The sequence below is a fragment of the Bacillus sp. jun7 genome (assembly GCF_051034795.1).
GTDB lineage: Bacteria > Bacillota > Bacilli > Bacillales > Bacillaceae > Bacillus > Bacillus velezensis.
In genome coordinates this window covers 3,551,418-3,577,560 of the sequence record NZ_CP093219.1, presented here as the reverse complement: position 1 = coordinate 3,577,560, position 26,143 = coordinate 3,551,418, and the positions used below count along the sequence as shown (strand labels likewise).

Annotated in this window: 27 protein-coding genes and 1 other annotated feature; of the genes, 3 read left to right on the top strand and 24 right to left on the bottom strand. The window is 47.7% G+C overall.

What is annotated here, in order from left to right; all coding sequences use genetic code 11:
* Window positions 1-4: 4 nt before the first annotated feature.
* The 7 genes from MJQ52_RS17780 to MJQ52_RS17750 form a co-directional block, all read right to left on the bottom strand.
* Window positions 5-1,189, bottom strand: coding sequence for a sn-glycerol-1-phosphate dehydrogenase (locus MJQ52_RS17780; protein ID WP_146277301.1), 1,185 nt, complete (start codon window positions 1,187-1,189; stop codon window positions 5-7).
* Window positions 1,186-1,992: an HAD-IIA family hydrolase gene (locus tag MJQ52_RS17775; RefSeq protein WP_370649020.1), complete on the bottom strand. Its 807-nt coding sequence runs from the start codon at window positions 1,990-1,992 to the stop codon at window positions 1,186-1,188. Before MJQ52_RS17775 ends, MJQ52_RS17780 begins: the two co-directional genes overlap by 4 nt.
* Window positions 1,970-2,659: an L-ribulose-5-phosphate 4-epimerase gene (araD, locus tag MJQ52_RS17770; protein ID WP_003152509.1), complete on the bottom strand. Its 690-nt coding sequence runs from the start codon at window positions 2,657-2,659 to the stop codon at window positions 1,970-1,972. Before araD ends, MJQ52_RS17775 begins: the two co-directional genes overlap by 23 nt.
* A complete protein-coding gene (gene araB / locus MJQ52_RS17765; RefSeq protein WP_191073200.1) occupies window positions 2,652-4,337 on the bottom strand; it encodes a ribulokinase in 1,686 nt (561 codons plus the stop codon). Before araB ends, araD begins: the two co-directional genes overlap by 8 nt.
* A 1-nt stretch (window position 4,338) precedes the next feature.
* Window positions 4,339-5,832, bottom strand: coding sequence for an L-arabinose isomerase (araA, locus tag MJQ52_RS17760; RefSeq protein ID WP_191073201.1), 1,494 nt, complete (start codon window positions 5,830-5,832; stop codon window positions 4,339-4,341).
* A 184-nt stretch (window positions 5,833-6,016) separates the two neighbouring features.
* Window positions 6,017-6,982: a glycoside hydrolase family 43 protein gene (locus MJQ52_RS17755; RefSeq protein ID WP_015387871.1), complete on the bottom strand. Its 966-nt coding sequence runs from the start codon at window positions 6,980-6,982 to the stop codon at window positions 6,017-6,019.
* 141 nt (window positions 6,983-7,123) lie between these two features.
* Window positions 7,124-8,209, bottom strand: coding sequence for a M42 family metallopeptidase (locus MJQ52_RS17750; RefSeq protein ID WP_007408096.1), 1,086 nt, complete (start codon window positions 8,207-8,209; stop codon window positions 7,124-7,126).
* A gap of 183 nt (window positions 8,210-8,392) precedes the next feature.
* On the opposite strand from MJQ52_RS17750, the gene MJQ52_RS17745 reads away from it, so the two are divergent.
* On the top strand, window positions 8,393-8,785 hold the full coding sequence (locus MJQ52_RS17745) for a hypothetical protein (RefSeq protein ID WP_003152498.1): 393 nt from the start codon (window positions 8,393-8,395) through the stop codon (window positions 8,783-8,785).
* A gap of 13 nt (window positions 8,786-8,798) precedes the next feature.
* Here the strand turns inward: MJQ52_RS17745 and MJQ52_RS17740 are convergent, their stop codons facing one another.
* The 8 genes from MJQ52_RS17740 to MJQ52_RS17705 form a co-directional block, all read right to left on the bottom strand.
* Window positions 8,799-9,065 (bottom strand): DUF1294 domain-containing protein, encoded by a 267-nt coding sequence (locus MJQ52_RS17740; protein ID WP_094247673.1) that lies wholly within the window; start codon window positions 9,063-9,065, stop codon window positions 8,799-8,801.
* Window positions 9,066-9,122: 57 nt separating this feature from the next.
* Window positions 9,123-9,482, bottom strand: coding sequence for a 50S ribosomal protein L20 (rplT, locus tag MJQ52_RS17735; protein ID WP_003152495.1), 360 nt, complete (start codon window positions 9,480-9,482; stop codon window positions 9,123-9,125).
* Between the two features lie 31 nt (window positions 9,483-9,513).
* Window positions 9,514-9,714: a 50S ribosomal protein L35 gene (gene rpmI, locus MJQ52_RS17730; protein ID WP_003152493.1), complete on the bottom strand. Its 201-nt coding sequence runs from the start codon at window positions 9,712-9,714 to the stop codon at window positions 9,514-9,516.
* A 12-nt stretch (window positions 9,715-9,726) separates the two neighbouring features.
* Window positions 9,727-10,248 carry a translation initiation factor IF-3 gene (gene infC / locus MJQ52_RS17725; protein WP_071543361.1) on the bottom strand — a complete coding sequence of 174 codons (522 nt, stop codon included), beginning with the start codon at window positions 10,246-10,248 and terminating at the stop codon, window positions 9,727-9,729.
* A 58-nt stretch (window positions 10,249-10,306) separates the two neighbouring features.
* Window positions 10,307-10,437: a sequence feature (ribosomal protein L20 leader region), on the bottom strand.
* Between the two features lie 181 nt (window positions 10,438-10,618).
* A complete protein-coding gene (gene lrgB / locus MJQ52_RS17720) occupies window positions 10,619-11,302 on the bottom strand; it encodes an antiholin-like protein LrgB (protein ID WP_434181842.1) in 684 nt (227 codons plus the stop codon).
* Window positions 11,303-11,314: 12 nt separating this feature from the next.
* The gene (gene lrgA / locus MJQ52_RS17715) at window positions 11,315-11,755 is read right to left on the bottom strand and encodes an antiholin-like murein hydrolase modulator LrgA (protein WP_003152485.1); all 441 of its coding nucleotides are present in this window, start codon (window positions 11,753-11,755) and stop codon (window positions 11,315-11,317) included.
* 129 nt (window positions 11,756-11,884) lie between these two features.
* Window positions 11,885-12,619, bottom strand: coding sequence for a LytR/AlgR family response regulator transcription factor (locus MJQ52_RS17710; RefSeq protein WP_058906272.1), 735 nt, complete (start codon window positions 12,617-12,619; stop codon window positions 11,885-11,887).
* Window positions 12,597-14,378, bottom strand: a complete 1,782-nt coding sequence (locus MJQ52_RS17705; protein WP_031379151.1) for a sensor histidine kinase — start codon at window positions 14,376-14,378, stop codon at window positions 12,597-12,599. The genes MJQ52_RS17710 and MJQ52_RS17705 overlap by 23 nt, the downstream gene beginning before the upstream one ends.
* A gap of 184 nt (window positions 14,379-14,562) precedes the next feature.
* Between MJQ52_RS17705 and MJQ52_RS17700 the strand changes: the two genes are divergently transcribed.
* Window positions 14,563-15,357 (top strand): HAD family hydrolase, encoded by a 795-nt coding sequence (locus tag MJQ52_RS17700; protein WP_265210078.1) that lies wholly within the window; start codon window positions 14,563-14,565, stop codon window positions 15,355-15,357.
* A 54-nt stretch (window positions 15,358-15,411) separates the two neighbouring features.
* Here MJQ52_RS17700 and thrS read toward each other — a convergent pair whose 3' ends face one another.
* The 9 genes from thrS to MJQ52_RS17655 all read right to left on the bottom strand — a co-directional run bounded on the left by thrS (window position 15,412) and on the right by MJQ52_RS17655 (window position 24,745).
* On the bottom strand, window positions 15,412-17,343 hold the full coding sequence (gene thrS / locus MJQ52_RS17695; RefSeq protein ID WP_015417978.1) for a threonine--tRNA ligase: 1,932 nt from the start codon (window positions 17,341-17,343) through the stop codon (window positions 15,412-15,414).
* Between the two features lie 409 nt (window positions 17,344-17,752).
* Window positions 17,753-18,583, bottom strand: a complete 831-nt coding sequence (ytxC, locus tag MJQ52_RS17690) for a putative sporulation protein YtxC (protein WP_003152478.1) — start codon at window positions 18,581-18,583, stop codon at window positions 17,753-17,755.
* A gap of 65 nt (window positions 18,584-18,648) precedes the next feature.
* Window positions 18,649-19,290: a TVP38/TMEM64 family protein gene (locus MJQ52_RS17685; protein WP_070082726.1), complete on the bottom strand. Its 642-nt coding sequence runs from the start codon at window positions 19,288-19,290 to the stop codon at window positions 18,649-18,651.
* A 31-nt stretch (window positions 19,291-19,321) separates the two neighbouring features.
* Window positions 19,322-20,257 (bottom strand): primosomal protein DnaI, encoded by a 936-nt coding sequence (dnaI, locus tag MJQ52_RS17680; RefSeq protein WP_007408085.1) that lies wholly within the window; start codon window positions 20,255-20,257, stop codon window positions 19,322-19,324.
* 24 nt (window positions 20,258-20,281) lie between these two features.
* Entirely contained in the window at window positions 20,282-21,691 is a 1,410-nt protein-coding gene (locus MJQ52_RS17675; protein ID WP_094247671.1) for a replication initiation and membrane attachment family protein, read from the bottom strand.
* Window positions 21,692-21,802: 111 nt separating this feature from the next.
* Window positions 21,803-22,261, bottom strand: a complete 459-nt coding sequence (nrdR, locus tag MJQ52_RS17670; protein WP_003152473.1) for a transcriptional regulator NrdR — start codon at window positions 22,259-22,261, stop codon at window positions 21,803-21,805.
* A 248-nt stretch (window positions 22,262-22,509) separates the two neighbouring features.
* Entirely contained in the window at window positions 22,510-22,890 is a 381-nt protein-coding gene (gene speD / locus MJQ52_RS17665; RefSeq protein WP_003152471.1) for an adenosylmethionine decarboxylase, read from the bottom strand.
* 238 nt (window positions 22,891-23,128) lie between these two features.
* On the bottom strand, window positions 23,129-24,151 hold the full coding sequence (locus tag MJQ52_RS17660) for a glyceraldehyde-3-phosphate dehydrogenase (protein ID WP_063174674.1): 1,023 nt from the start codon (window positions 24,149-24,151) through the stop codon (window positions 23,129-23,131).
* Window positions 24,152-24,358: 207 nt separating this feature from the next.
* Window positions 24,359-24,745 (bottom strand): winged helix-turn-helix transcriptional regulator, encoded by a 387-nt coding sequence (locus MJQ52_RS17655; protein ID WP_003152469.1) that lies wholly within the window; start codon window positions 24,743-24,745, stop codon window positions 24,359-24,361.
* Window positions 24,746-24,928: 183 nt separating this feature from the next.
* Between MJQ52_RS17655 and MJQ52_RS17650 the strand changes: the two genes are divergently transcribed.
* Window positions 24,929-26,128 (top strand): MFS transporter, encoded by a 1,200-nt coding sequence (locus tag MJQ52_RS17650; protein ID WP_063174673.1) that lies wholly within the window; start codon window positions 24,929-24,931, stop codon window positions 26,126-26,128.
* Window positions 26,129-26,143 lie beyond the last annotated feature (15 nt).

Sequence of the window (26,143 nt, the reverse complement as noted above, 5' to 3'; positions counted from 1 at the left end):
GCGGCTATTGATGCAAATGATGTGCAAAGAGCGCTGCATTTTCATTTATGATGGTTAAACCGGTATAACGGTCTCGCAGTGTGTGCGCATGCTTAAGCGCATCGCTGACAAGGTCCTTTTTTACACCGATCTCATCGAAACAGGCGGGACCTCCCGCAGATGAGAGCCACCCGGCAATTGTTTTGCCGTCGGGAAGCCCTTCATATGCAGACTGAATCGCCTCGCGAAAGTGCGGCGGCAGTTCAGCAAGCTTTTCGTGACAAGCCAGTTCTTTGTAAATATCACTCAGCAACGCGCACGCACAGCCGACCTTCGCACCGTGGAGAATCGGAGGCTGTTTTGCCTTCAGCATTTCCATCTCAATCCAATGCGAGATGTGATGTTCTCCTCCTGAGGCGGGGCGGGAGTGGTCGAGAGCAAGCATGACAAGACCCGAAACGATCAGCGCTTCCATCAGTATCTGAACGCCTTCCTCAGTCCCCATGGCAATGTCAGCGCGGTGATCAATGCACTGCCAAAGCGCGTCTTTCACAAGCTTCGCCCCTGCTTCTGAGTACGGCTCACCCGCAAGACTGCGGGAAATCTCCCAATCTGCCAGCGATGTTATTTTTCCGAGCATGTCTCCGAAGCCCGCGGCTGTCATTGAACGGGGCGCTTCTTTTAATACATTCGTATCGGCAAATAAGGCGATCGGTGCTTTCGTTTGGATCGTCGTTTTGATTCCGTTTAATATGAGCGGCGCTCCCGCCGATGTAAAACCATCGACTGACGGAGCGGTGGGGAATGAGATAAACGGCAAACCGCGCTGATAAGCGGCAAACCGCGTAATGTCGTGAATCGTTCCTGAACCAGCCGCAATGATGACATCCGTCTCTTCCGCGAGATTGATCAGCGTATAGACCAATGTCCTCTCATCAGCCGCGGCGGCCCCGGCTTCATGCTCCGGAATGATGACTTTTGATGCTTTGATTCCGCCTGCCCTTAATTCGTCCGCAAGCAGACGTCCCGCCGCCTCGTACGTGTTCCGGTCACAGACGAGGACCGGATGATTCCAGCATTTTTTTTGCAGAAATCTGAGAAGCTCTTCTTTTGCATTCGCCCCGATCACGATATCTTCTATTTGAATCGGTGAGCGGCTGGCCCCTTCCTTGTCAAACTCGGATTGAATGTCCTCAGGAGAACGTTTCATAAAAGGATTCCCTCCTTCGCTAATTCTGTCAGGTCTTTAATAGAATCAAGGACGATGTCAGGTTCATATAGACGGGGCTCCCCAAGTTTGGCCGACCCCGTCAGAACCAATACGCTTTTCATTCCGTACAGCCTGCCCATTGCGATATCAGATTCGAGGCTGTCTCCGATAATGGCGCATTCCTCAGGGGGAAGTCCGAGCGCTTCACATGCCGCCTCAGCCATCAGCCAAGACGGTTTGCCGATGACAAGCTCCGTTTTTGCTCCGGCGGATGCTTCAATGGCCCCGATCATTCCCGCGACATCCATGGCATGGCCGCCTTCATTCGGAAAGGAGCGGTCCCGGTTCGTGGCGATGATGCGCGCGCCGGAGGAAGCCGCCTTAAAAGCGAGATTCAGATCCTCATAGGTGACGGTTTCATGCAGGGAGATGACAAGCCAGTCTGCCGCCTGCGGGTTTTGCGCCAGGACGACACCCGCTAAAGCGAGTTCATCAGTCAGCCCTTTCTCTCCTAACACCCAGACCTTTGACAAAGGATAATGCTTCTTTAAAAATGATGCCGTCACACTGGAGGACAGCACGATGCTCCGTTCATCCGTGCGGATACCTGCACCCAGCAGTTTCTTTCGGCACATTGCTCTTGATAGATTGCCGCGGTTGCTTAAAAAGACAACGGCTTTGCCCAGTGACTGAAGGGTATGAACGGCTTCTTTTGCGCCGTCAATCAGCTCCCGCCCCCTGAATACGGTTCCGTCTAAATCAATCAGAAACCCGGCTGCGTCAAGTTTGGCCATAATAAGCATTCGCCCCGTGTTTTCTGTAAAAATGCTTATCATGCAGCACTCTGTCGATCGGACTAAGCTGTTTGTTCAGCATAAGCGAATGGTAGGCCATTTCCGCTACCGTTTCGAGCACAACGGCGTTATGCAGGGCATTCAGCGCGTCCGTTCCCCAGCAGAACGGGCCGTGGCTGTGGACGAGGACACCCGGATTTTGTTCATACGGTTCGTTTTGAAAGGTTTCGGCTATAACTTTGCCTGTATGATACTCGTAATCTTTCACAATTTCTTCTTCATACATTTCCCTCGTGCAGGGTATAGCGCTTTCAAAGTAATCCGCGTGAGTCGTTCCGAGAGCGGGTATGTCTCTTCCGGACTGCGCCCAGCTCGTCGCCCAGCGGGAGTGAGTATGAACGATTCCGCCGATAGCCGGAAACGCTTTATACAGATAAAGATGGGTCGGCGTGTCAGAAGACGGTTTCAGCGAGCCTTCCAGAATGTCTCCGTCCTCATTCAGAACGACCAGTTTGTCAGCGGTCAGCTCACTGTAATCGACACCGCTCGGTTTAATGACGATTCTCCCGCTCTCTCTGTCAATGCCGCTGACATTCCCCCATGTAAACGTGACAAGGTTATGTTCCTCGAGCTTCAGATTGGCCGCGAGCACTTCTTCTTTTAACGCTTCAAGCATGGAGGCTCCCCCCTTTCGCAAAATCGCGGTTTTTAATGGCTTTCAGGCGTTTCATGACATTGTTTTCTTTGCCGAAGTAGTGTACGAGCTCTTTATATTCCGCATATAAGCTGTCATAAATCTCAGCTCTTTCCCGGTTCGGGGCATAAAAGCCGTCTTTTAATTTCCCCATATGCGCGCATGCTTCAGCAATATTGGAGAATCCCCCGTTTTCCCGTCCCGCGGCGAGCGCTCCGAAAATCGCGGAGCCCAGTGCAGGCGCCTGCGGAGATCCGGATAATTGAATGTCCATATTTGTGACGTCTGCGTAAATCTGCATGACAAACGGATTTTTTTCGGCGATTCCTCCGGCTGCGTAAAGCTCTTCGATCGGAACACCGTTTTCCCGGAATGTTTCGATAATCATCCTCGTTCCGAACGCCGTCGCTTCAATCAATGCCCTGTAGATTTCTTCCGGCTTCGTGTGCAGCGTCATGCCGAGCATCATGCCCGTCAAATCGGCGTCCACCAAGGTTGAGCGGTTTCCGTTCCACCAGTCAAGCGCGAGAAGGCCGCTTTCCCCGGGAACAAGTTCAGCTGCTTTTTTGCTGAGCAGCTCGTGAATGTCTATGTGTTTATCCTCAGCTTCCTTCTCATAGTCTCTCGGAACGCACGTTTTGACGAACCATTCAAAGTGGTCGCCGACACAGGACTGCCCCGCTTCATATCCCGCATATCCGGGCAAAATGCCGTTATTGACGACTCCGCACATACCGGGGACGATATGTTCTTCCTCGCCGAGCAGCACATGGCAGGTAGACGTTCCCATGATCATCAGCATTTTCCCCGGCTCTGTAATACCGACCGCGGGCACTGACACGTGAGCGTCGACATTGGCGACGGCAACGGCAGTCCCCGGCAGAAGCCCGGTCAGCTCCGCCATTTTTTCGGTCAAACCTCCTGCTTTTTCCCCGACTGAATAAATCGTGCCGCTTAATTTATCCTGTGTAATCGTTTTCATTAACGGGTTGAGCTTTTCGAAAAAATGATCCGGCGGATATCCCGTCTCCTCATTCCAGATTGCTTTATAGCCGGCCGTGCAGTTGCTTCGCTTCAATGAACCGCACAATTGATAGACGATCCAGTCTGCCGCTTCCACAATCCGATCTGCCGCCTTGTATATATGCGGCGCTTCTTCCGCGATTTGCATGATTTTCGGGATCATCCATTCAGAAGAAATTTTACCGCCGTATCTTTTAAGGAATGGTTCCTTTGTGTCTTCGGCAATCGTGTTCAAACGGTCTGCATGTTTTTGAGCCGCATGATGCTTCCACAGCTTCACATAACTGTGGGGCTCCCGTTCAAATTCCGGCAGCATACAAAGCGGCTGCCCCGCGCCGTCTATCGGCAAAATCGTGCAGGCGGTAAAATCAATTCCTATGCCGATCACGTCTTTTGGATCAGCGCCCGCCTGCTCAAGCAGGTTCGGGATCGCCGTTTCCAGAACTTCGATATAATCGGCAGGATGCTGAAGCGCCCAGTCCCGAGAGAGTTTTTCACCCGTCTTCGGCAGCGTGCGGTCGATGACGGCATGAGTGTATTCTTTTACCGCAGACGCGATTTCTTCGCCCGTGCGGACATTGACAAGCACCGCCCGGCCGGACAATGTGCCGAAATCAACACCAATCGTATACGCCATATCAATTCCCTCCCAGCCGGTATAATACGTCATTCCATTTCAGCTCTTTTTTCAGCTCATGTATTTCAGTATTGCGGGAAATAAAGATGCTTTCAATGCCTGCCATCTCAGCCCAGTCAAGCATCTGTTCAGCCGTAAGCCGGAAGGACATACAGGTATGGTGGGCGCCTCCCGCCAAAATCCATGCTTCTGCAGCTGTTTTCAGCGATGGCTCCGGCTTCCACAGCACCCGCGCCACAGGGAGATTCGGCATATCATGATCAATTTCCCTGCCTTCCGCTTCATTCAGAATGAGACGGAATCGCCCGCCGATATCAATGATGCTGGCGATGATGGCTGAACCGCCGATTCCGTTAAAGACCAGCCGGGCCGGATCTTCCTTCCCTCCGATTGAGAGAGGATGGACTTCGATTTTCGGCTGATCAAGGGCGATCGTCGGACATACTTCAAGCATATGTGATCCGAGAATCATCGCACGCCCCGGTTCAAAATGGTACGTATAATCTTCCATGAAGGAGGTTTGTTCTCCGTCCGCCATTATTTTCATCATTCGCACAAGGGCAGCCGTTTTCCAATCGCCTTCTCCAGCAAATCCGTACCCTTTTTCCATGAGACGCTGAACGGCAAGACCCGGAAGCTGCTTCATTCCGTGCAAAACTTCAAAGGAGGTCGAAAACGCTGTATATCCGCCCCGTTCGAGAAAGGCCGTTAATCCGAGTTCAATTTTCGCCTGTTCTTTAATAGAAGCAACTTTTGCTTCATCCCGTTTCGTTTCGTCGCTGATGACATACAATTTGTCGTATTCCTCATAAAGCGCCTCAATTTCTGCGTCGGTGACATTGTTTATCACCTCGGTAAGATCGCCGATTCCGTACCCGTCAACCTGCCAGCCGAATTGAATGTGGGCGCCGACTTTGTCTCCGTCAGTAACCGCCACATTCCGCATATTGTCGCCGAACCGGGCTACTTTAATATTCCTGCTTTCATTCCAAGCGGCAGCCGTGTTCATCCATTGCGAAATGTCATGTTTGACTTCCTCATCATCCCAATAGCCTGCGATGACTTTTCTCGTCTGCCCCATTCTTGACTGGATATATCCGTACTCCCGGTCTCCGTGAGCGGATTGGTTGCTGTTCATAAAGTCCATATCAATCGTTTCCCACGGGATGTCGCGGTGATATTGGGTATGCAGATGAAGCATCGGCTTTTGAAAAGCGGAAAGACCTTCAATCCACATTTTCGCAGGGGAAAATGTATGCATCCATGTCACGACCCCGGCACAGTTTTCTTGATACTGCGCTTCCCGCAAAACCTCTCTGATCGTTTCAGATGACGTGACAACCGGTTTATGCCTGATCTTGTATCTTGATGACACCCCGCTGAGACCATCACATATTCCCTTTGCGTGTTTATCGACAAGCTGCAGCGTTTCCTCTCCGTATAAGTGCTGGCTTCCCGTTACAAACCAAAATTCATATTCTTTGTTCTGAAGCACATTCATTTCCCCTTCCCATCAAAATAAAGCGCTTGCATTTTTAAATAAATATACGTACGAATATAAATAATAAAACTTTTATTCTTTTATTTGTACGAACAACTTCATTATAGTTAAGGAGGAATCAAACTGTCAATCTTTTATTGCAAGTAAAAAAGCCGGACACACATGCCCGGCTGATCAATTAATAGGAAGGCCAGCCTGAACTCCAATCGATATCATTGATGAGCATCTTCGGAATCCCGCTGTTTTCGGCATCATACGCATGACGCACTAAAATATTCCCGTTCACAATATCTTGACCGCCCGGGCCTTTCCAGCGGTCATTGCCGGAATCAAGAATCGTCCCTCCGCCTTCAGACATGCTTTTCCCGCTTTTATCGAGATATGGGCCGGTGATGCTTTTGGATCTTCCATAAGCGATTTTGTACGTACTATTCACGCCTGAACAGCATTTATCAAACGACACCATTAAGTAATAGTAGCCGTTCTGGTAGGTGATGGCCGGCGCTTCCAAAGCTCCGCCGTTATTCGGTCTGGCAGCGATGGAATAAAGTGATCCCGTCGGTTTCATTGTATTTTTATCAAGCTTTGTCAGCTTAATGCCGCTCCAAAAAGAACCGAAGGCAAGCCAAGGGTTTCCGTCTTTATCAATTGTCAGCTCCGGATCAATTGCATTGTAGTTATTGGCGCTTGTTGAACGGATGACGAGCCCTTCGTCCTTCCAGTTTCCCGAACTGAGACTTGTAGATGATGCAAGACCGATCGCGGAGGTATTTTTGCCGAATGAAGAAACGGCATAATACAGCCAATACTTTCCGTTAAAATATTGAACATCGGGGGCCCATTGATTCAGCCCGTAATTCGGCACATAATTGCCCCACCATGACAGCGGGGAAGTAAAGATTGATTTCTGAACGGTCCATACGCCGCCGCTGCCCGCCTTTAAGACGCGAAGCCCCCTCTCCCCTTCCAAACCGGTTCCGAAAGCGTACCACGTGTTTCCTTCCTTCGCCATTGTCGGATCATGAAGCAATTCATTTGATGCCCCCCAAAACGCGGCAGATGCCGGAGATGAAGACATCAGAAGCAGACCGGCTGTAACGGCTGCGCATGAAAAGCGGATCATGCGTCTGAATCTGTTTTTCATTTGTAAACCTCCCTTTTTTTAAAGCGCTTTCAAAAACATGTTGTCAGATTTTTCTATGTCTTTTCTTATTGTAGACGCAAGGCTCATATTTGTACAGACAAAAAAAAGAATCTGCTTAAAAAAGCAGATTCTTCCGTATCTTTATTGATAAGTAATACGGTCAACCGTTTCCCGGTCTAATTTTTTAATCACTTCTGTGATCAATTTTACCGTATTCTCATAATCATCCCGATGCAAAATAGCGGCATGAGTGTGAATGTAGCGCGTCGCGATCGTAATGGACAGCGCCGGCACTCCGTTTGCGGTTAAATGAATGGAACCTGAATCCGTGCCCCCTCCGGCAATGGAATCGAATTGATACGGAATTCCCGCTTCTTCCGCCGTGTTCACGACAAGGTCGCGCAGCCCTTTGTGAGATACCATTGACGCGTCATACAGAATAATTTGCGGCCCTTCGCCGATTTTGCTTTGCGCCTCTTTTTCAGAAATTCCCGGTGTATCTCCGGCAATTCCGACATCCACACCGAACGCGATATCAGGCTGGATCGTATGTGCCGCTGTTTTCGCCCCGCGCAGCCCGACTTCTTCTTGAACCGTTCCGACCCCATATACTTCATTCGGGTGATCACTGTTTTTCAGATTTTTTAATACATCGATGGCAATCGCACAGCCGATACGGTTGTCCCATGCTTTCGCCAATAAATGCTTTTCATTGTTCATCACTGTAAATTCAAAATACGGCACAATCTGGTCACCCGGAAGAACGCCCCATTCCATTGCTTCTTCACGGCTGGACGCCCCGATATCGATGAACATCTCTTTAATATCAGCGGCTTTTTTTCTGGCGTCAGGAGGCAGAATGTGAGGCGGTTTCGAACCGATGATCCCCGTGATGTCCCCTTTTTTTGTCACGACGGTGACGCGCTGGGCCAGCATGACCTGAGACCACCAGCCGCCGACGGTTTGAAAGCGGAGAAAACCTTTATCAGTGATTTGCGTCACCATAAAACCGACTTCGTCTAAATGCCCTGAGATCATGATTTTCGGACCGTTTTCTTTGCCGGTTTTTTTGGCGATTAAACTTCCCAGCCGGTCTGTTGTGACATCATCGGCAAATGGTTCTATGTATGATTTCATCACTTGTCTTACTTCTCTCTCATTTCCCGGTATCCCTTTTGCATCCGTTAACGCTTTCAGCATGGTGAGCGTTTCATCTAATTTTGTCATCAATAAACCTCCTTTTTTTCACTACCCTTCTTATTATACAAAACCAATGCTGAAGCATACGATTAATTCGCCTGAAAAACGGGTAAATGTTTTTATCTATTTCTTTTAAAAAAATGAAACTTTTTGTTTTGTTTTTCGTATTACATCAGATCATGACAAAGGTGAGGAGGTGCCTTCACACATATGGCCATTACAGTATTGAGGATTGTCTTGCTTGCACTTCTTATTTATTTTATTTACATGTGCGTCAAATTTTACGCAAACCCGAAAAGAAGGCTCAGACTGGCGCAATCAAAAGAGAATTTTTATTTTATTGACGAACAGAAAAACACGCGAAAAAATCTCCAGCTTACTTATAAAGGAGTGCTCTTTGAAGGAGAAAAGCATATCCCTTCCAAAGATCATCCGCTGTTTATTCATACGATATTTGTATGGACCGAAAATCCGGAAAAGCTGAACCGCTTTTCTGCAGGTGATTTTGAAGAAGTCGAAAAAAAGGTATTGGAGCGGTACCCGAATTGCAAGATTGATTGGGACCAGCCCATCAAAAAAGCGAAAAAAGCAGGCGAGCGATAAGCTCTCCTGCTTTTTATTTTTTATACATCAAATACATGAGCATAAGGGCGGCTTCAGTGAGAAAAAGCAGCGGCACCCCGTATAAAAAGGATTTGTGCTTCGTCTTATGCCTGAAGGTGCGCATGCCGATCCATACGCCGAGTGAGCCGAACATGGCGGCTGTGAGCCATATTCGTTTCTCTGATATTCTCCACCTGTGCGCCTTTGCTCTTCTTTTATCAGCGCCCATGATCCAAAAGCCGTATCCGTTTATCAATACGGCGTAAATGAAGAGAGCCATTGATTGTCACCCTTTACGTAAAAAAACCGCTCCCGGAAAGAGAGCGGCTTTTTCAACTTACTTGTCTAACTGAGCTTTAGCAGCATCAGCAAGCTGATTGAAAGCAGTAAGATCGTTTACAGCAAGATCAGCAAGCATTTTGCGGTTTACTTCGATGCCTGAAAGCTTAAGACCGTGCATTAAACGGCTGTAAGAAAGACCGTTCATACGTGCAGCAGCGTTGATACGAGTGATCCAAAGCTTACGGAAATCACGTTTTTTCTGACGGCGGTCACGGAATGCATAGTTTCCTGATTTCATGACCTGCTGGTTTGCTACTTTGTATAATGTATGTTTTGAACCGAAATAACCTTTTGCTAATTTAAGAACCTTTTTACGACGCTTACGTGTAACAGTTCCGCCTTTTACTCTTGGCATTAGATTTCCCTCCTAATTGTTCCTTGTCCGATTACTTGATGTTGGCAAGCTGTTGTTTGATGCGTTTGAAGTCTCCTGCGCTCACAATAGCACCCTTGCGAAGCTTACGCTTTTGCTTTTGGGATTTGTTGGCGAATAAGTGACTTGTGTATGCATGAGAACGTTTTAACTTCCCAGAACCTGTCTTTTTAAAACGTTTAGCAGATCCGCGGTGAGTTTTCATTTTTGGCATGGGATTTCCTCCTTATTGCTTTTCGTTTTTCGGCGCGAGCATTAAGAACATGCTGCGGCCGTCCATTTTTGGTTTTGTTTCGACTGTCGCAACTTCCGCACATGCTTCAGAGAAACGGTCCAATACGCGCTGGCCGATTTCTTTATGAGTGATTGCGCGCCCTTTAAAGCGGATAGAAGCTTTCACTTTATCGCCTTTTTCAAGGAATTTAATCGCATTGCGCAATTTCGTGTTAAAGTCATGCTCATCGATCGTCGGACTTAATCTAACTTCTTTTAAGTTAATGATTTTTTGATTTTTGCGTGCTTCTTTGTCCTTTTTCTGCTGCTCGAATCGGAACTTACCGTAGTCCATGATGCGGCAGACAGGCGGTTTTGCATTTGCTGCAACTAACACAAGGTCAAGATTTGCGCGGCCGGCGATTTCAAGCGCTTCCTGACGGGACTTGATGCCGAGCTGATCGCCATTTTGTCCGATCAGACGAACTTCACGTGCACGGATACCCTCATTAACCAATTGATCTTTGCTAATAATGAGCCACCTCCATAGTTTCTTCGAATTGATTCACAACGCTTTTTGACTGCATTCTGCAGGCAAACAAAAAGTGCGGGCATGACAACACACCCACACTACGAACATCTGCATAAATAAAAATGTACGGTCAACCTGCCAACTACATGAATGTGTCAATCAGGTGAGAAGCGGGTGCCTCTGCTTGTGATTTATATTCAATTCAATAACTATTCTACACAATACCGGATCATTAGTCAAGAATGACTTCTCCGGATCAACTTTCTCATTTTAACACGATGCCAGTGTGAGCGCAAGGAAAAATGTGAAATTTCGTTCTTTGCCGCCCGCGGACGTGCCAACACAATAAAAAACCCGGGTCTATAACCCGGGTTTATCCTCCGATGAGCTGAACGAATACCGGAATGACCAGCACCGTCACCACTCCTACGACGACAACCGCGATACTTGCCATTGCCGCTTCTACTTCCCCCATCTCAATTCCGACCGCAACACCGAGTGCGTGTCCTGATGTGCCGAGAGCCAGTCCCTTAGAGATTGGGTGCTTTACTTTAAACAGTTTTAAGAATAAAGCGCCAAGAGCATAGACGATAACGGCGTTGAAAATAACGGCGAAAGCGGTGATGTCGGTGATGCCGCCGATCCCTTTTGACAGCGGAAGGGCAATTGCCGTTGTCGCCGCCTGCGGAAGCATGCTTTTCATAACGGCCGCGTCAAGATGAATGCTTTTTGCGATCAAATAGACAATCGTGACTGAGCAGATAGAGCCGACAATGATGGAAGACATGATCTGCCACCAGTATTTTCTCAGCTTGTCACGCTGTTTGTATAAAGGGATGGCAAAAGCGATCGTCGCGGGCTCCAGGAAGAATTTAATAATGTCTCCTCCGCTTTTATAATCTTTATATGAAAAACCGCCGAGCTTCAGAAAAAGAATTCCAAGCACCATCGCGACAAACAGCGGGGTGAAGAGGAAAAAGCCTCTCGTTTTTTTAAATAAAAACGTGCCGATGCCAAAGGCCGCAAGTGAAACGACAATACCGAAATATGGACTCATCCGTTTTCCCTCCTAATGCTGCACAAGTTCGTTTTCCTGATTGGAACGGCGCACCGTTTGTTTATCAGCCGGAGCAGCCTTCTGACGTTTTTGGCTGACAGACAAGATCAGCTGAGAAAAAAGGCCCGTCGCCCCTAACAGAATGATGGTGGCGAGTAAGATGACGAGTGCGATCTGCACGCCGTACTGCTGCATGACGCCAAGTGAATTCATCACGGAGATGCCCGACGGGACAAATAAAAATCCGATCAGTGACGTTAATGATGTTCCCAGCGTTTCTACTTGTTCAAGCTTAATCACTTTCAGGCATAAGAGGACAAATAATAACACCAAACCTACTACGGAAGCGGGTATAGGAATGGGGACAATCGCTGCAATCCCATTAGATATGAGCATAATTACGGCAAAAATAAATGCTTGTGTCAGAAATCCGTACACTTTTTTCGCACTCATTTTCTTCACCTCTTTCTCTTTGTTAGGTCCATTATAAAAGAGAAATTGATTTTTAAAGCGCTTTCATAACAAACGGCTGAATATTCATTCTGAAATGCAAAAAACGGCTGGTGAAATGCAAAAGCCGCCTCATATAATATGAAGCAGCTTTTTTAAGTCCTTTGCGTATGTACGGCTGACGGGGATTTTAGAGCCGTCTTTTAAGATCAGATTGTAAGTCGAATTAAACCACGGATGAATTTCCGTAATATGCTCCGTATTCACGATGAACGCGCGGTGCACTCTCAAGAAACCCGTATCAGGCAGTTTTTTCTCAATGACCGCCAAAGTTTCATGAACGGAATAAGACGCGGCAAACGTTTTGACGGAAACGTGTCCGTCCTCCATGCCGGCGTAAATAATGTCCTTCGTATCTAAAATGACAATAGATTCACCGGCTGATACAGCCAGTTTATGCGCTCCGGCTGCGGACGGCTGCTCCGAGACGGCTCCTGCCCTGTCCAGCTTCACTCTTTTAAACTTTCTGATCGTCTGGCGCACTCTTTCTTCATCAAAAGGCTTCGTTAAATAATCGAGCGCGTCGACTTCAAAAGCTTTTAAAGCAAATTGGTCATACGCTGTCGCAAAAACGACGGCGGGCGGATTTTTCATGTTTTTCAGCCGTTTGGCAATGTCAAATCCGTTTTCTCCTGACAAATCAACGTCCAAAAACAGCAGATCCGGTTTTTGATCCATCATACTGTCAAAAGCGGATTCAATATTTTCAGCTTCGTTTATGTCACTTACTTCATTCGTCCGTTTCAGCAAATAAGCTAATTCATCTCTTGCCAGCATTTCATCATCAACGATTAACACCTTCAGCATGTTCTTCTCCTTTAGTCATCAGTTTCAAAGGCAGCTCAAATGATACGTCCGTACCTTTGCCGGCCTCACTTTCCAATCGCAGGGCTGCTTGTGGGCCGAACAGCCCGATCAGCCGCTGATTTAAATTGTAAAGCGCGGTTCCCGTCCCTTCTTTAGACGGGAGCGGACGGTTTCCGAGCACGGACAGCAATTCCGGATCAATTCCCCTACCGTTATCTCCAACCCGCATTAAAACCGACTGACCGGCGGATACCACGCTGACATTGACGGCACAGCTGTCCTGCTTTCTTGAAAATGCATGGCGAAGCGCATTTTCGACGAGAATCTGCAGCACAAAAGGAGGAATTTCGATGTCCTCCAAACCGCGTTCGATTTCAAGACTGATTTTATATTTCCCGGGAAAACGGGCCTGCTCCAATGATAAATACGCCTGCAGATGGTTCAGTTCTTTAGAAAGCGGGATGAGCAGCTGCCTTGCCCCCTGCAGATTGGAACGGAAATAGACGCTGAGCTGCAGCAGAAGCTTTCGGGTTTTTTCCACATCCGTACGGCAAAGAGCAGAAATCGTATTGATCGCATTAAACAGAAAATGCGGATTGACCTGTGCCTGAAGCGCCTTTATTTCTGCGTCTTTCAGCAATTTGCTCTGCAGTTCCGCCTCGCCGAGTTCAAGCTGGGTGGAGAACAGCATGGCGAGTCCTTCTGCAAGCTCTTCTTCAACCCGGCTTAATCCTGACGGGCTTTTAAAGTACATTTTCAGCGTCCCGATCGTTTTGCCGTTTGACGTCAGCGGCAATACGATCGCCGCATGCAGCGGACAGGGATCGTGCGTGCATTCAATTTCTTCCTTTGATGTCGCTTTCATAATATGACCCGTTTTAATGACGCGTTTTGACAATCCGGTGATCAGGCTTTCAGAAGGAATATGATGGTCGGCACCCGCGCCGACGTGCGCCAAAATCTTTTCGTTATCCGTAAGCGATACTGCGTCCGTTCCTGTTTGCCTGTGAATGATGGCGGCGACGCTTTTGCATGAGCTTTCATTCAGTCCCTGGCGGAAAAACGGAAGCGTCTGATCGGCAATCATCAGCACCCTGTGGGTTTCAAGGGCTCTCGCCCGTTCTTCCTTTCGGATAATCGACTGAATGATCGAAAGAAAAATGAAAGTCCCTGACCCGTTTACCAATATCATCGGGATGCCGATGATGCTCACAAGCGTCCAAGCATCAGAAAACGGCTTGGCCATCAAGAGGATGAGCAGCATTTGCAGCGATTCCATTCCGAGTCCGACAAGCGCGGCCACACGCGGTGTCGGCATCGCATAGCGTTTTCTGAAATACCGTCCGATCCAGCCGGACAAAATGCCCGCTAAAACGGATGAGACGGCACAGCTGACTGCCGTCGCGCCGCCGAGTGATAAACGATGCAGGCCGGCCAGTATGCCGACGCCGATTCCCACATACGGGCCGCCTAAGAGTCCGCCGATTTCAACGCCCATAATTCTTGTATTGGCAATTGAACCGGACGGATTAATTTGAAACACCCAGTCATTATTCATGATTGTATTCCGCTGAATTTCTATTCCCGTATAGTTGCTGATGATACTGAACAGCGAGAAAATTGAAATCAGCACCGCTTTGCCTTTATAGCTCTCAGGCTGCTGGAGCGCCTGTCTGAACAATCTGGTATGAGCCAGAACAAATCCCAATATGACGATAATTCCGACTCTTTCCAGCATCATGATGATCAAATGCAGCATACTTTTCACCTGTTCTTTCAAATTGTATTTTATCACGTTTTAGAGCCTGAGACAGAATCTGACACAAACCTGCCTGTTTTTTTCAAATCATCTGAAAACATCTTTCACAGTCTATGTATCTATTGTAGAATAAACGGGAGCCTTGCGGCAGAGAGTTTCAGAATATAACAAAGAGGAGAAGATCATGAAAGCCGTATTTTTTGATTTGGACGATACACTGTTATGGGATGAAAAAAGCGTCAGAACAACATTCAGGGAAACATGTTTACAAGCGGAAAAAAAATATGACCTTGACCCGCATACATTTGAAGAGGCGGTTCGGAAAGCGGCACGGGAATTGTATATGTCATACGAAACCTATCCTTATACGGTCATGATCGGCATTAATCCGTTTGAAGGATTGTGGGCGAATTTTTCCGAGCCGGTCAGCGAAGGATTTAAACAGCTGAATCGGATTGCGCCGGAATACAGACGAAACGCCTGGACGAACGGCTTAAAAAGCGTCGGTATAGACGATGCGGCTTACGGCGAATATTTGGCGGAGTTTTTCGCGGCGGAACGCAGACAGCGTCCGTATGTGTATGATGAAACGTTTGCGGTGCTTGATAAGCTGAAAGGTGTTTATGAATTGCTTCTGCTGACAAACGGCGATCCCAGCCTGCAGAAAGAAAAACTCGCCGGCGTTCCTGAGCTCGCGCCTTATTTTAATGAAATCGTCATCTCAGGCGCTTTCGGAAAAGGGAAACCCGATGCCTCCATATTCGAACATTGCCTCGGCCTCCTGAACCTGAAAAAAGAAGACGCCATTATGGTCGGAGATAACCTCAATACTGATATATTGGGAGCGAAACGGGCAGGCATTACGACAGTCTGGGTAAACCGGACGCAAAAGAAAAATGATACGGACATTGCGCCTGATTACGTGATCAGCGATCTTCACGAGCTGTTTGCGATTATAGAGAAACAAAAAGAAAGATAATTTTATACGCAAAAAAACCCCATTCTGAATGAACGGGGTTTTTTGTATTTCCGGTTATTTTTTCGCTTCGGCTACAGCCTTTTTCACAAAATCGTCCAATGAGACGGTTTCTGATTTCTGCTCGCCGTATTTCCGGACGTTTACCGCGCCGTTTTCCGCTTCTTGGTCACCGACCACAAGCATGTACGGGATTTTTTGCATTTGCGCTTCACGGATTTTATAGCCGATTTTTTCGTCCCGGCTGTCAAGCTCGACACGCAGGCCTTCGCGCTGCAGGCGCTCCTGCACTTTTTTCGCATAGTCAAGATGCACGGACGGTGATACAGGAATGACTTGGAATTGCACCGGCGCAAGCCATGTCGGAAGGGCGCCCTTGTGCTCTTCGATTAAGAAAGCAACGAAACGCTCCATCGTTGACACGACGCCGCGGTGAATAACGACAGGGCGGTGCTGTTTGCCGTCTTCTCCGACGTAAGTGAGATCAAAGCGTTCCGGAAGAAGGAAGTCAAGCTGTACAGTTGACAATGTCTCTTCTTTGCCGATCGCCGTTTTCACCTGCACGTCAAGCTTAGGGCCGTAAAACGCCGCTTCGCCTTCCGCTTCATAATAGTCGTGCCCCATCTCATCCATTGCCGCCTTCAGCATGGATTGCGCTTTGTTCCACATCTCATCATCATCAAAATATTTTTCCGTATCTTCAGGATCGCGGTAAGACAGGCGGAATGTGTAATCATTCAGGCCGAAGTCTTCGTATACGTCTTGAATCAAACGGACGGTGCGGATGAATTCTTCTTTAATCTGATCAGGGCGGACGAAAATGTGCGCGTCATTTAACGTCATGCCGCGTACGCGCTGAAGACCTGAAAGCGCCCCGGACATTTCGTATCGGTGCATCGTTCCCAGCTCTGCAATCCGGATCGGAAGCTCGCGGTAGCTGTGAATGTCCTGTTTGTAAATCATCATATGGTGAGGACAATTCATCGGACGGAGCACGAGTGTTTCATTGTCCATTTCCATCGGCGGGAACATTGTATCCTGATAATGATCCCAGTGGCCCGATGTTTCGTACAGGTCTTTGCTTCCGAGAACAGGCGTATAGACGTGCTCATAACCGAGGCTCAGCTCTTTATCCACAATGTAGCGCTCGATCACGCGGCGGATGGTCGCGCCTTTCGGCAGCCAGAGCGGCAGACCTTGTCCGACTTTTTGAGAGTTGGCAAACAATTTTAATTCTTTGCCCAGTTTTCGGTGGTCACGCTCTTTCGCTTCTTCAAGCATGCGCAAATGCTCTTTTAAGTCATCCTTTTTAAAGAAGGCCGTGCCGTAAATGCGCTGAAGCATTTGGTTTTTGCTGTCGCCGCGCCAGTATGCGCCCGCAAGGCTCAGCAGCTTAAATTCTTTAATTTTGCCTGTAGACGGCACGTGCACGCCGCGGCACAGGTCAAAAAATTCGCCCTGCTCATAAATGGAGACCGTTTCGTCTTCTGGAATCGCATCCAGCAGTTCAAGCTTCAGATTATCGCCGATTTCCGCAAACATGGCTTTTGCTTCATCACGGCTCACTTCTTTTCGGATGATCGGCAGATTTTCACCAATGATGCGTTTCATTTCTTTTTCAATCTTCGGAAGGTCATCCGGCGTCAGCGCCTGCTCCATTTCAACGTCATAATAGAACCCGTTTTCAATGACGGGGCCGACTCCGAATTTCACATCTTTATAAATGCGTTTAATCGCCTGGGCCAATAAATGCGCCGTGCTGTGCCGCATGATGTTCAAACCTTCTTCTGTGCCTTCTGTAATGATTTCTACGGCACCGTCCTCTTGAATCGGCGTTCTTAAATCAATTTCCTGTCCGTTCAGTTTTCCGGCTAAAGACTTTTTCTTTAATCCCGGACTGATGGATGCCGCGATATCTTCTGTTGTTGTTCCTTTCGGAAATTCCTTTACCGCTCCGTCCGGAAATGTGATGTTGATCATATCTGACATCTTCGTCACTCCTTTTTTTATGCAAATCAAAAACCCCGCCCCCTATGAAAGGGACGAGGTTAAATAAACGGAATCGTGGTTCCACCCTTTTTTCCGCACGGCCGATTGTTTCGGCACCTGCGGCTCTAAACTCTGTAACGGGAGTTCCCGTCAGCTATTACTGGCGCTTATTCCGGCGTTCACAGCTGAAGTTCAAAGGCGGTAAAGACAATGATCCATAGCTGGAAAGCTTTCAGCCTGGGCTCTCCTCTCTTATAAAGCCGGTATCAATGCTTCATGTCCTTATCAATACGTGTAGCAATCATTAATCTTTTATGTATTATAAAATGTCTGTGAGAAAAATGCAACTCGGTTTTCCGTCTGATTTCGCACAGACAGCCCTGCCGCTTACGCAAGGCCGTCCGAGCGGCTATCCTTCCGTCTTCTCGGCTGCAAACGCGCCCAACGGAAAAAGGCGCACCCTCTCCTGAAACACGTTTTGAATCGTTCTGGACATCATATGTTCCGGTTTGTCCGTATACAGTTCTACCGTCTCAGGCGCAATGGAGATCAGCGGCGCAAGGAGATGGGAATCTATATACATCGGGTGCTCCCGCACAAACCGTCTGTCTATGTATTTTTTCTGTTCCCGTTCTGACACATAGCGCAGCTCCCACAGCGTAAAAGCCCGGTCATGTACGATGCGGACTTTCTTCATCCGCGGCGGATTGGATGTCACATAATCTCTCAGAGACTGGATAAAGTTTTGATATTCCTGTTCCATCCGGTATTCATCTATCGCAGCCTCCGCGTATTCTCTGAGCCTCTCATAATACCTGCCGAGCCGGAACGTCTGAAACGAACGCACGGAAAAAACACCCGCATCAAGTGAAATCGTCCGGAGCGCATCTGAAATAAACTGTGTGCGCGGCTCTTTCTTCGGCTCAAACGGATGATCCTCAAGCTCTCCTTCCATAATGCTGTGTGCAAGCTGAAGGATTTGCTGCTGTTCATCCTGATCGGTGAAGCAGTATGCGTCCTCAATAAGCGAAAGCATATGCTCGTCTTCTTTGCATTCCAAAAAAAACCTGACAAGTATCGGCTCAATAAAGCGCTGAACGCAAAAAGCCGTTTCAGACCTTGCGATTCCGACTTTTTTTATGCCTTCACGGACAATAAAATGTCTCCGGTCGTCCGATTGCTGAATGAGATGTAAAAAAGCGGCGGTATCGTGGTCATCTTCAAAGATCACTTCAAGCATATTTGTCCCCCCTTACGGCATCTGTTACAAGTATATGGGGGATGTTTTTAAAATAGACGTAAAGGTTAGCTTTCACCGCCGAACAAATGACGCACCTTCTTTTTAAATATAACGGGAAGCGATAAAAATACGACGTAAAGACAGATCACGCAGAGTACGGTCAGCACATTGCCGGACATAAAGCTCGCGCCGAGCACATTCAGGACGATCGTCCCCGGAATGATGCCCGCTGCGGTCGCCAAAAAATACGTTACCGGCCTGACTTTCGATAGGCCCGCGGCATAGCTGATCACATCAAAGTTAACAGGCAGAATGCGCAGGATAAAAATATAAAAGAAGCCATTGGTTTTCATCTGCTTTTGAATGGCTTCCATTTTTCCATGACGGCTTTTCTCATTAAAGGCAAACAGCCCCGCCGCAAAAAAAGACGCGGCGGCAGCGCCCATTGAGCCCGCCAGCGTATACATGGTGCCGAAAAACGGGCCGAACGCCAATCCTCCGGCGACGGAAACGATTGATACGGGAAACAGCACAAAAGGCCTGACGATGGAAATTCCGATAAACACAAGCGGCGCAAAAACACCGAACGATAACACCCACAGCCGGATCTCCTTAGGCGACAGATTCAGATATTTGCGGTTTGCCCACAGCAAAAGACCCGCTCCCGCCGCAGCCGCAGCCCAAGTGACAGCCTTCTTATTCCTCATTCCCTCAAATCCTTCCCATTGGACGCCGGCATCATGAACGGCGGCGGTTTTCCCCGTCAAGACGGACGGGCGAAGCCAAATATAAAATCCGCTCCATCAGTCTTGCCGCTTTTACTTCTTCCTTTTCTCCCCGCTGTGAATACGTAAAATGATGCTTCAGCTCGTCTGGTGAAAAATTAGACGAGAAGAAAGTGGGAAGCTGCTGGCTCATTCTGTGCTGAAGCACGGTGCCGATGACTTCATCCCTGACCCAGCTTGTCATTGATTCCGCTCCGATGTCATCAAGCATCAGTACGGGCGTCGTTTTCACCATATTCAGTTTCGCCTCCAGCGACTGATCCTGGAGCGAGTTTTTCAGCTCTCTGACAAATTCGGGAACATATACGATCATTGATGAATACTCTTTTTCCGCCAGTTCGTTGGCAATGGCGGCTAAAATAAATGTCTTTCCGATTCCGAATTTTCCGTACAGATACAGGCCTTTGCCTTTTCCCGTTTCATTATAGCTCTTCAGAAAATCCGTCACATGCTGGAAAATGCCGAGTCTGCTCGGATCGGTAATGTCGATCTGCTGAAACGTCGCGCCGAGAAGATCCTGCTGGATATACATGCTCTTCATCAGGGACTTTTGCCTTTTCTGGCGGTCGAGCTTTCTCTTTTCCGGACATTCGTAATATTCAATATCAATGGAACGCCCGTTGATCACAAGCTTCGGATGGTAGCCTTCAAGCAGGCTGTTCGTCCGGCTGTCTTTCGAACAGAAGGCGCACTGTTTGCTTTGCTGAACGAATTCGTACAGTTTATTTAACCCTCTGTCAATCATGCTTTGATTGATTACATCTTTCTGTTCCTTCAAAAAAGCCTGGACGTCTTCGTCGGCCATGACTTGCTGCTGCATTCGTTCCAGGCGTTTTTGAAAGTCAGGTCTTTTCGTCACGCCTTCTAAGGATCGGCTGATCGGTTCCATTCAATATCACCCCGCTTCTCTGTCTCAATAGGCAGAGTATTTTTTCAGTTTTTTCATTTCTTCCATCATTTTTTTCTTCTGTTCTTCAAGATCCTGTGCGGAAAGAGCCGGCTGTTCTTGTTTCTTCCCGGTTTCTTCTTCTTTCATCCAATCAGGGCGCTTTTCTTCCCGGACGGTTTTTTTGCTGCGCGCCGCGCCGTTTGTTTTGCCGTCCGCCCAATCAAGATATTGTCTGTGCTCTTCTATTGCGAGCTTCATTGCTTCCCGTACCGTTTTGACTTTCTTTCTGGCCCAGTGGGCGGCGATTTTTTGGATATAGTTTTTGGACAGCTTCATATCCGTTTTCAGCATGACATAATAAATCAGCACATTGGTGACGCCGGGCTCAAGCTTTTGTTCGAACATAATATCGGCGATGATCTGCAGGTCGGCTTTTGACGGCTCGGTCCCGTCCGCAATGTCCTGAAGAAGCTTTCTCGGTGATATGGTCTCAAGCTGTGCGATGAGTTCGCCGTTCAATGAATCGTCCTTTTCCGTCCGGTTTTCTCTCAAGGTGACAGGCTGTGTTTTATCAATCAGTTCCGGAAGCTTGCCGCTTCTTTCAATTTGGTACCAGTCGCTGGCCGCTTTCCTCAGCGCTTCTGCCGTTATCGTATCCTGTTCATTAATTGCGGTCATGACGACGTGCTGCATGGAGATAGGATCTATTCCGTATAAATATGAAAGCTTTTTAATGCTCTCCCGCACATCCTGTGTGATTGATTTGCGCGGTATCATCGTTTCTGATAACCCCGCCAAAAACAGCTCAAAATCAAACACTTCCTCCGTCACCGTATAGGAAGGCGCTTGTCCGACAGACGCCGTCTCATAGTCCTCGGGGAGCTTCATCGCCTCTTCCATATCAGGCGTCATTTTCCATTCACTCGGCTGAAAAGAGGCAAAGGCGTGATTAAACGGACGGGTAATTTCCCTTGCGCCCGCGCCGACGGAAGGGTGCGTGTAAAATTGTCTCAGCTGCTGGTATTTCGTTTTACCGACTCTGTTATAAAGAAAGACATTCAGCATGCCGTCTTCAAAAAAATCATTCGGCCTGAGCGGGGGCAGCAGCTCATAAATAAACATCCGCTCTTTTTGCTCGGACTCCCGGATATACACTTTCAGCAGCCCGATTCCTTCAAGCTTTCCCTGTTCATGATGAATCTTTTTTAAATTTGACTGCATCATGCCCATCAGCTGCCTGTGCGTGGATTCCGCTCCCCACAAGCGGTTCTGCTCAAGCTCCCCCCATAAGGTCATATAAAGGGAGAATGCAAAAGAACCGATCAGCGGCTGGTACAGATGTGTCAAAACCTGTCTGTCGACATCCTGAAGAAGCGAACGGCTTTTGACCGTATAAGGATCTACAGGCAATACGTCATTCCAATAGTCAGCCATGATTCTCAAACCTTCCGATATGTTTCTACTCTCATTTTACACCGTTTCTGCGATCTATCAAATGCCAATTTTGCTCATGAGAAAAGAGCCAGACACAATCTCTTAGCTCTCTCAGCGTTCTTTCTTTATTAAATCTTTCAATTCATCGATAAACACGTTTATATCCTTAAACTGCCGGTAGACGGAGGCAAAGCGGACATAAGACACCTCATCGATTTTCGCCAGGCGGTCCATTACCATTTCTCCGACAAGTTCGCTTTTGACTTCAGATACGCCTTGGTTTCTCAGCTCTTTTTCAATGTCAAAGCACATGTCTTCCAATGTTTTTAAAGGAACGGGCCTTTTTTCACAAGCTTTAATTAACCCGCGCAGCATTTTTTCACGGCTGAATTCTTCCCGGACGCCTTCTTTTTTCACGACGATCAGAGGCATCTCTTCAAACTTCTCAAATGTAGTGAAGCGGTAATGGCAGGCTTCGCATTCCCGCCTTCTGCGGATTGATTTCCCTTCGTCCGCAGGCCGTGAATCAAGTACGCGGGAACCGTTATGCTGGCATGAAGGACATTTCAAATTGGATCAGCTCCCATCTGTTTCGTTGCTGTAATGCGGTTCGCAAGCTTCCGGTAAATGCCCGCCAACGTTTCTAGGATGAGCCTATTTGTTGGGAGAGCCGATAGACCGGCCTTATCTTTTCTATTTTACAAAAAAAATGCTTAAAGAAAAAGCAATGCTGTTTTTTTACATTAGAAAAGGAGCATCAGCTTCAAAGCGCGTAATGGCTTTTTCAGCTTAGCTCCCTTGTGTTTGCGTTTTGAAAATTACAGTACTTTCGCTTGTGCCTGTTTAATCTGTACAGGCCCCATTCCTCTCGGTATTTCAATGTTTTCTCTTGTATCTGCATGTAATGCGTCCGCAATGTAATCCGCAGCCACATTAGGATCCAGGTCTCCACAAGTATAAACATCAATGCTTGCATATCCGTGTTCAGGAAAACTGTGAATCGTTAAATGTGACTCAGAGATAATAACGACTCCGCTTACGCCTTGCGGTGCAAATTTGTGAAATGCGACCTCGCGCACCTCAGCTCCTGATTTCAAAGCAGCATTTACAAACGTTTTTTCAATAAAATCCATGTCATTGAGCTTATCAAAATCGCATCCCCACAGCTCGGAGATGACGTGACGCCCCATTGTTTCCATAATCATGGACCCCCCTTAACAAGAATTAAAAAAGTGAATTTCCGAGAACTGACCCGGCCATTTACCACGGGGGAAAGTTAGTCCGGAGAGGTCCTAACCCTTTAAGTAATTCCGAAGCAGTCACGAGCAAGAAGTTCACGAAAGATAGTATACTGTGTTTAAGTTTATTTTGCAAGGTGTGTTTTTTGCGAATATGCCGTTAAGGGTTTTTTTCTAACAAATGTCCATGATCTTTAGTCTACACAGCTGACGGGTGTTTCATTCGCGCGGCGACGTGACGGATAAGATCAACGACCCGGCAGGAATATCCCCATTCATTGTCATACCAGGCGAGCACCTTTACTTTTCGGTCTTCCATCACCATCGTTGTCAGTCCGTCGATGATCGCAGAGTGTGAATTCGTATTATAATCCGAAGAAACGAGCGGCTCATCCGAATAATCAAGAATTCCGTACATCGACGTTTTTGCGGCTCTTTGGAAAGCGGCGTTCACTTGCTCGGCAGACACATCTGTTTTCAGATCGCAGACAAGGTCCACTAATGACACATTCGGAACGGGAACACGCAAAGCAAGACCGTGAAGTTTTCCTTTCAAATGAGGCAGCACGAGCGACAGCGCTTTAGCGGCGCCTGTAGAAGTCGGAATGATGGATTCTCCGCACGCTCTCGCCCTCCGCAGATCTTTATGCGGATTGTCGATATTTTTTTGATCATTCGTGTAAGCGTGAACAGTCGTCATCAGGCCGCTTTCAATCCCGAATTCCTGATCAAGCACTTTGACGACCGGCGCAAGACAGTTTGTCGTGCAGGATGCATTTGAAATAATGACATGTTCATCGGGATTGAACTGCTCTTCATTTACTCCCATGACAATGGTAACGTCTTCATTTTTGCCCGGAGCCGTTAAAATGACTTTTTTCGCCCCTGCTTCAATATGGCTCATCGCTTTTTCTTTTGAATTAAATTTCCCCGTTGCCTCTACGACGATGTCTATTCCGCATTCTTTCCACGGAAGCTCTCTCGGGTCCCGGCGATTGAACAGCATAATATGTTTTCCGTTGACGATCAGGCTGTCGTCGGCGGTCTCAACTTCTTGATCGTATTTGCCGTGAATTGTGTCATACTTTATCAAATGAGCAAGCGTTTCCGGGGGATAGCTTGCATTAATGGCTGTTATTTGAATTTGATCATCTTCCATTGCTTTTCTGAACACCATTCTTCCGATTCTTCCAAACCCGTTGATTGCTACTTTTACCTTCATGCTCAGGTCACCCCTTTTTAATATGCCACTCTAATTTACCTTTATTTATATATAGTATAACACATTAAAAGAAATCCGCCAGTACAACTTGATAAAAATCCACCCTTATACCGATCAATATGTTGTTCAATCGGTTTTTTTGCATATAAAATGATCTTTCTTCCATAAAAAAAGCAGGATCAGCGTCTCAGGCTGCCTGCTTTTTTCTTATATTTGTCCCGGTTCTTTAAATTTGTCATTTAAAATGCTGTCCTCTAAAACGGAAGACACCTCGCCGTACCGTTTAGCAATATGCATCGCGCCCCAGTCACACAGCGCATTTAAAATTCTTTCCAGACTGTGCCCGTATTCACTCAGCTCGTATTCCACTTTCGGCGGCACCTGATTGTACACGATCCGGTTGATGACGCCGTCAGCTTCCAGCTCCCGCAATTGCTGTGTCAGCATCTTCTGGGTGATGTCCGGCATAAGCCGCTTCAATTCGCTTGTCCGTTTTTTCCCGCGCATGAGGTGGCAGAGGATCACACACTTCCATTTTCCGCCGATCACTTCAAGCGCCGCCTCTACGGATATATTGTATTTTTTCTTCAGCAACGGTAATTCCTCCTCATCTATAGGAACTAAAAAGTGCCTATGGCACTTAAAAGTACGTTCTTTTCAATGACACTTCTATCAATCATAATGACATTTGCCGGCTGAAAAGGAATGTACTCTTATACTTATATCGTTTACCCGGCATCATTTCAACCATACATTATCGTTTAAGGAGGAAAACAGATGTCTTCACATCGCCAAAGCTATTTACCAGCGCTGCTGGCATTAGCCGTCAGCGCTTTTGCGATCGGCACAACCGAATTTATCAGCGTCGGACTGCTGCCGCTTATATCTCAAGATCTGCATATACCTGTGACAACGGCGGGACTTACCGTTTCCATGTATGCTCTGGGCGTGACATTCGGCGCGCCGGTTTTAACGTCTCTCACATCCGGCATGTCGCGGAAAACGCTGCTGCTCTGGGTGATGTTGATTTTTATCGCCGGAAATACACTCGCAGCGAGCGCTTCCTCAATCGGCGTCTTACTGGCGGCACGGGTCATTTCGGCTTTTTCCCACGGCATTTTCATGTCAATCGGGGCAACGATCGCCGCCAATATCGTGCCGGAGCATAAAAGAGCAAGCGCGATTTCCATTATGTTCACGGGGCTGACGGTGGCTACGGTGACCGGCGTTCCGTTCGGCACCTATCTCGGCCAGCAATTCGGATGGAGGATTGCCTTTGCCGTCATTGTGGCGGTAGGAATCATCGCATTCCTCACAAACGCGCTTCTCGTTCCGTCACATTTGCGAAAAGGGACGAAAACCGCATTTTCCGAGCAGGTCAAACTCGTCACAAACGGCCGGTTATTGCTTTTATTTATTATTACGGCGTTAGGCTACGGCGGAACGTTTGTCGTGTTTACGTATTTATCTCCGCTTCTTCAGGAGGTAACCGGTTTTCAGAAAGAAACCGTCGCGGCCATCCTGCTCATTTACGGAATTGCGATTGCCATCGGAAACATGATTGGCGGCCGTTTATCAAACCGGAATCCGCTGAAAGCCTTGTTTTATATGTTCATTGTCCAGGCTGCTGTGCTGTTTGTCCTGACTTTTACCGCGCCGTTTAAAACAGCCGGGCTGATCACCATTATTTTCATGGGGCTGTTGGCGTTTATGAATGTGCCGGGGCTTCAGGTATATGTCGTGATGCTGAGTGAACGTTTTGCGCCAAGCGCCGTTGATACAGCATCAGCCTTAAATATCGCAGCATTTAATGCCGGAATCGCGATCGGCTCGTTTGCCGGCGGAATCATTACAGACTCAATCGGAATCATTCATACCGCTTGGATCGGGGCGCTGATGGTGCTCAGCGCGGTCGTATTAACCGGATGGAGCAGGAAGCTTGAAAAGCGGGATCGCACTGCCATTGAAAGGAGGTGAGTTTTTCTTCAGCGC

What these genes read in the sequence shown, in the direction of transcription:
- MJQ52_RS17745 (WP_003152498.1), top strand. Translation starts at nt 8,393, where the DNA reads ATGGCCATTACAGTATTGAGGATTGTCTTGCTTGCACTTCTTATTTAT.
- MJQ52_RS17710 (WP_058906272.1), bottom strand. Translation starts at nt 12,619, where the DNA reads ATGCTGAAGGTGTTAATCGTTGATGATGAAATGCTGGCAAGAGATGAA.
- dnaI (WP_007408085.1), bottom strand. Translation starts at nt 20,257, where the DNA reads ATGGAACCGATCAGCCGATCCTTAGAAGGCGTGACGAAAAGACCTGAC.
- araB (WP_191073200.1), bottom strand. Translation starts at nt 4,337, where the DNA reads ATGGCGTATACGATTGGTGTTGATTTCGGCACATTGTCCGGCCGGGCG.
- MJQ52_RS17755 (WP_015387871.1), bottom strand. Translation starts at nt 6,982, where the DNA reads ATGAAAAACAGATTCAGACGCATGATCCGCTTTTCATGCGCAGCCGTT.
- MJQ52_RS17660 (WP_063174674.1), bottom strand. Translation starts at nt 24,151, where the DNA reads ATGAAGGTAAAAGTAGCAATCAACGGGTTTGGAAGAATCGGAAGAATG.
- lrgA (WP_003152485.1), bottom strand. Translation starts at nt 11,755, where the DNA reads ATGAGTGCGAAAAAAGTGTACGGATTTCTGACACAAGCATTTATTTTT.
- rpmI (WP_003152493.1), bottom strand. Translation starts at nt 9,714, where the DNA reads ATGCCAAAAATGAAAACTCACCGCGGATCTGCTAAACGTTTTAAAAAG.
- thrS (WP_015417978.1), bottom strand. Translation starts at nt 17,343, where the DNA reads ATGTCAGATATGATCAACATCACATTTCCGGACGGAGCGGTAAAGGAA.
- MJQ52_RS17700 (WP_265210078.1), top strand. Translation starts at nt 14,563, where the DNA reads ATGAAAGCCGTATTTTTTGATTTGGACGATACACTGTTATGGGATGAA.
- MJQ52_RS17780 (WP_146277301.1), bottom strand. Translation starts at nt 1,189, where the DNA reads ATGAAACGTTCTCCTGAGGACATTCAATCCGAGTTTGACAAGGAAGGG.
- araD (WP_003152509.1), bottom strand. Translation starts at nt 2,659, where the DNA reads ATGCTTGAAGCGTTAAAAGAAGAAGTGCTCGCGGCCAATCTGAAGCTC.
- speD (WP_003152471.1), bottom strand. Translation starts at nt 22,890, where the DNA reads ATGGAAACAATGGGGCGTCACGTCATCTCCGAGCTGTGGGGATGCGAT.
- MJQ52_RS17750 (WP_007408096.1), bottom strand. Translation starts at nt 8,209, where the DNA reads ATGACAAAATTAGATGAAACGCTCACCATGCTGAAAGCGTTAACGGAT.
- MJQ52_RS17675 (WP_094247671.1), bottom strand. Translation starts at nt 21,691, where the DNA reads ATGGCTGACTATTGGAATGACGTATTGCCTGTAGATCCTTATACGGTC.
- ytxC (WP_003152478.1), bottom strand. Translation starts at nt 18,583, where the DNA reads ATGCTTGAAGTGATCTTTGAAGATGACCACGATACCGCCGCTTTTTTA.
- MJQ52_RS17740 (WP_094247673.1), bottom strand. Translation starts at nt 9,065, where the DNA reads ATGGCTCTCTTCATTTACGCCGTATTGATAAACGGATACGGCTTTTGG.
- MJQ52_RS17705 (WP_031379151.1), bottom strand. Translation starts at nt 14,378, where the DNA reads ATGCTGCATTTGATCATCATGATGCTGGAAAGAGTCGGAATTATCGTC.
- rplT (WP_003152495.1), bottom strand. Translation starts at nt 9,482, where the DNA reads ATGCCAAGAGTAAAAGGCGGAACTGTTACACGTAAGCGTCGTAAAAAG.
- lrgB (WP_434181842.1), bottom strand. Translation starts at nt 11,302, where the DNA reads ATGAGTCCATATTTCGGTATTGTCGTTTCACTTGCGGCCTTTGGCATC.
- MJQ52_RS17685 (WP_070082726.1), bottom strand. Translation starts at nt 19,290, where the DNA reads ATGAGGAATAAGAAGGCTGTCACTTGGGCTGCGGCTGCGGCGGGAGCG.
- MJQ52_RS17650 (WP_063174673.1), top strand. Translation starts at nt 24,929, where the DNA reads ATGTCTTCACATCGCCAAAGCTATTTACCAGCGCTGCTGGCATTAGCC.
- MJQ52_RS17775 (WP_370649020.1), bottom strand. Translation starts at nt 1,992, where the DNA reads ATGCTTATTATGGCCAAACTTGACGCAGCCGGGTTTCTGATTGATTTA.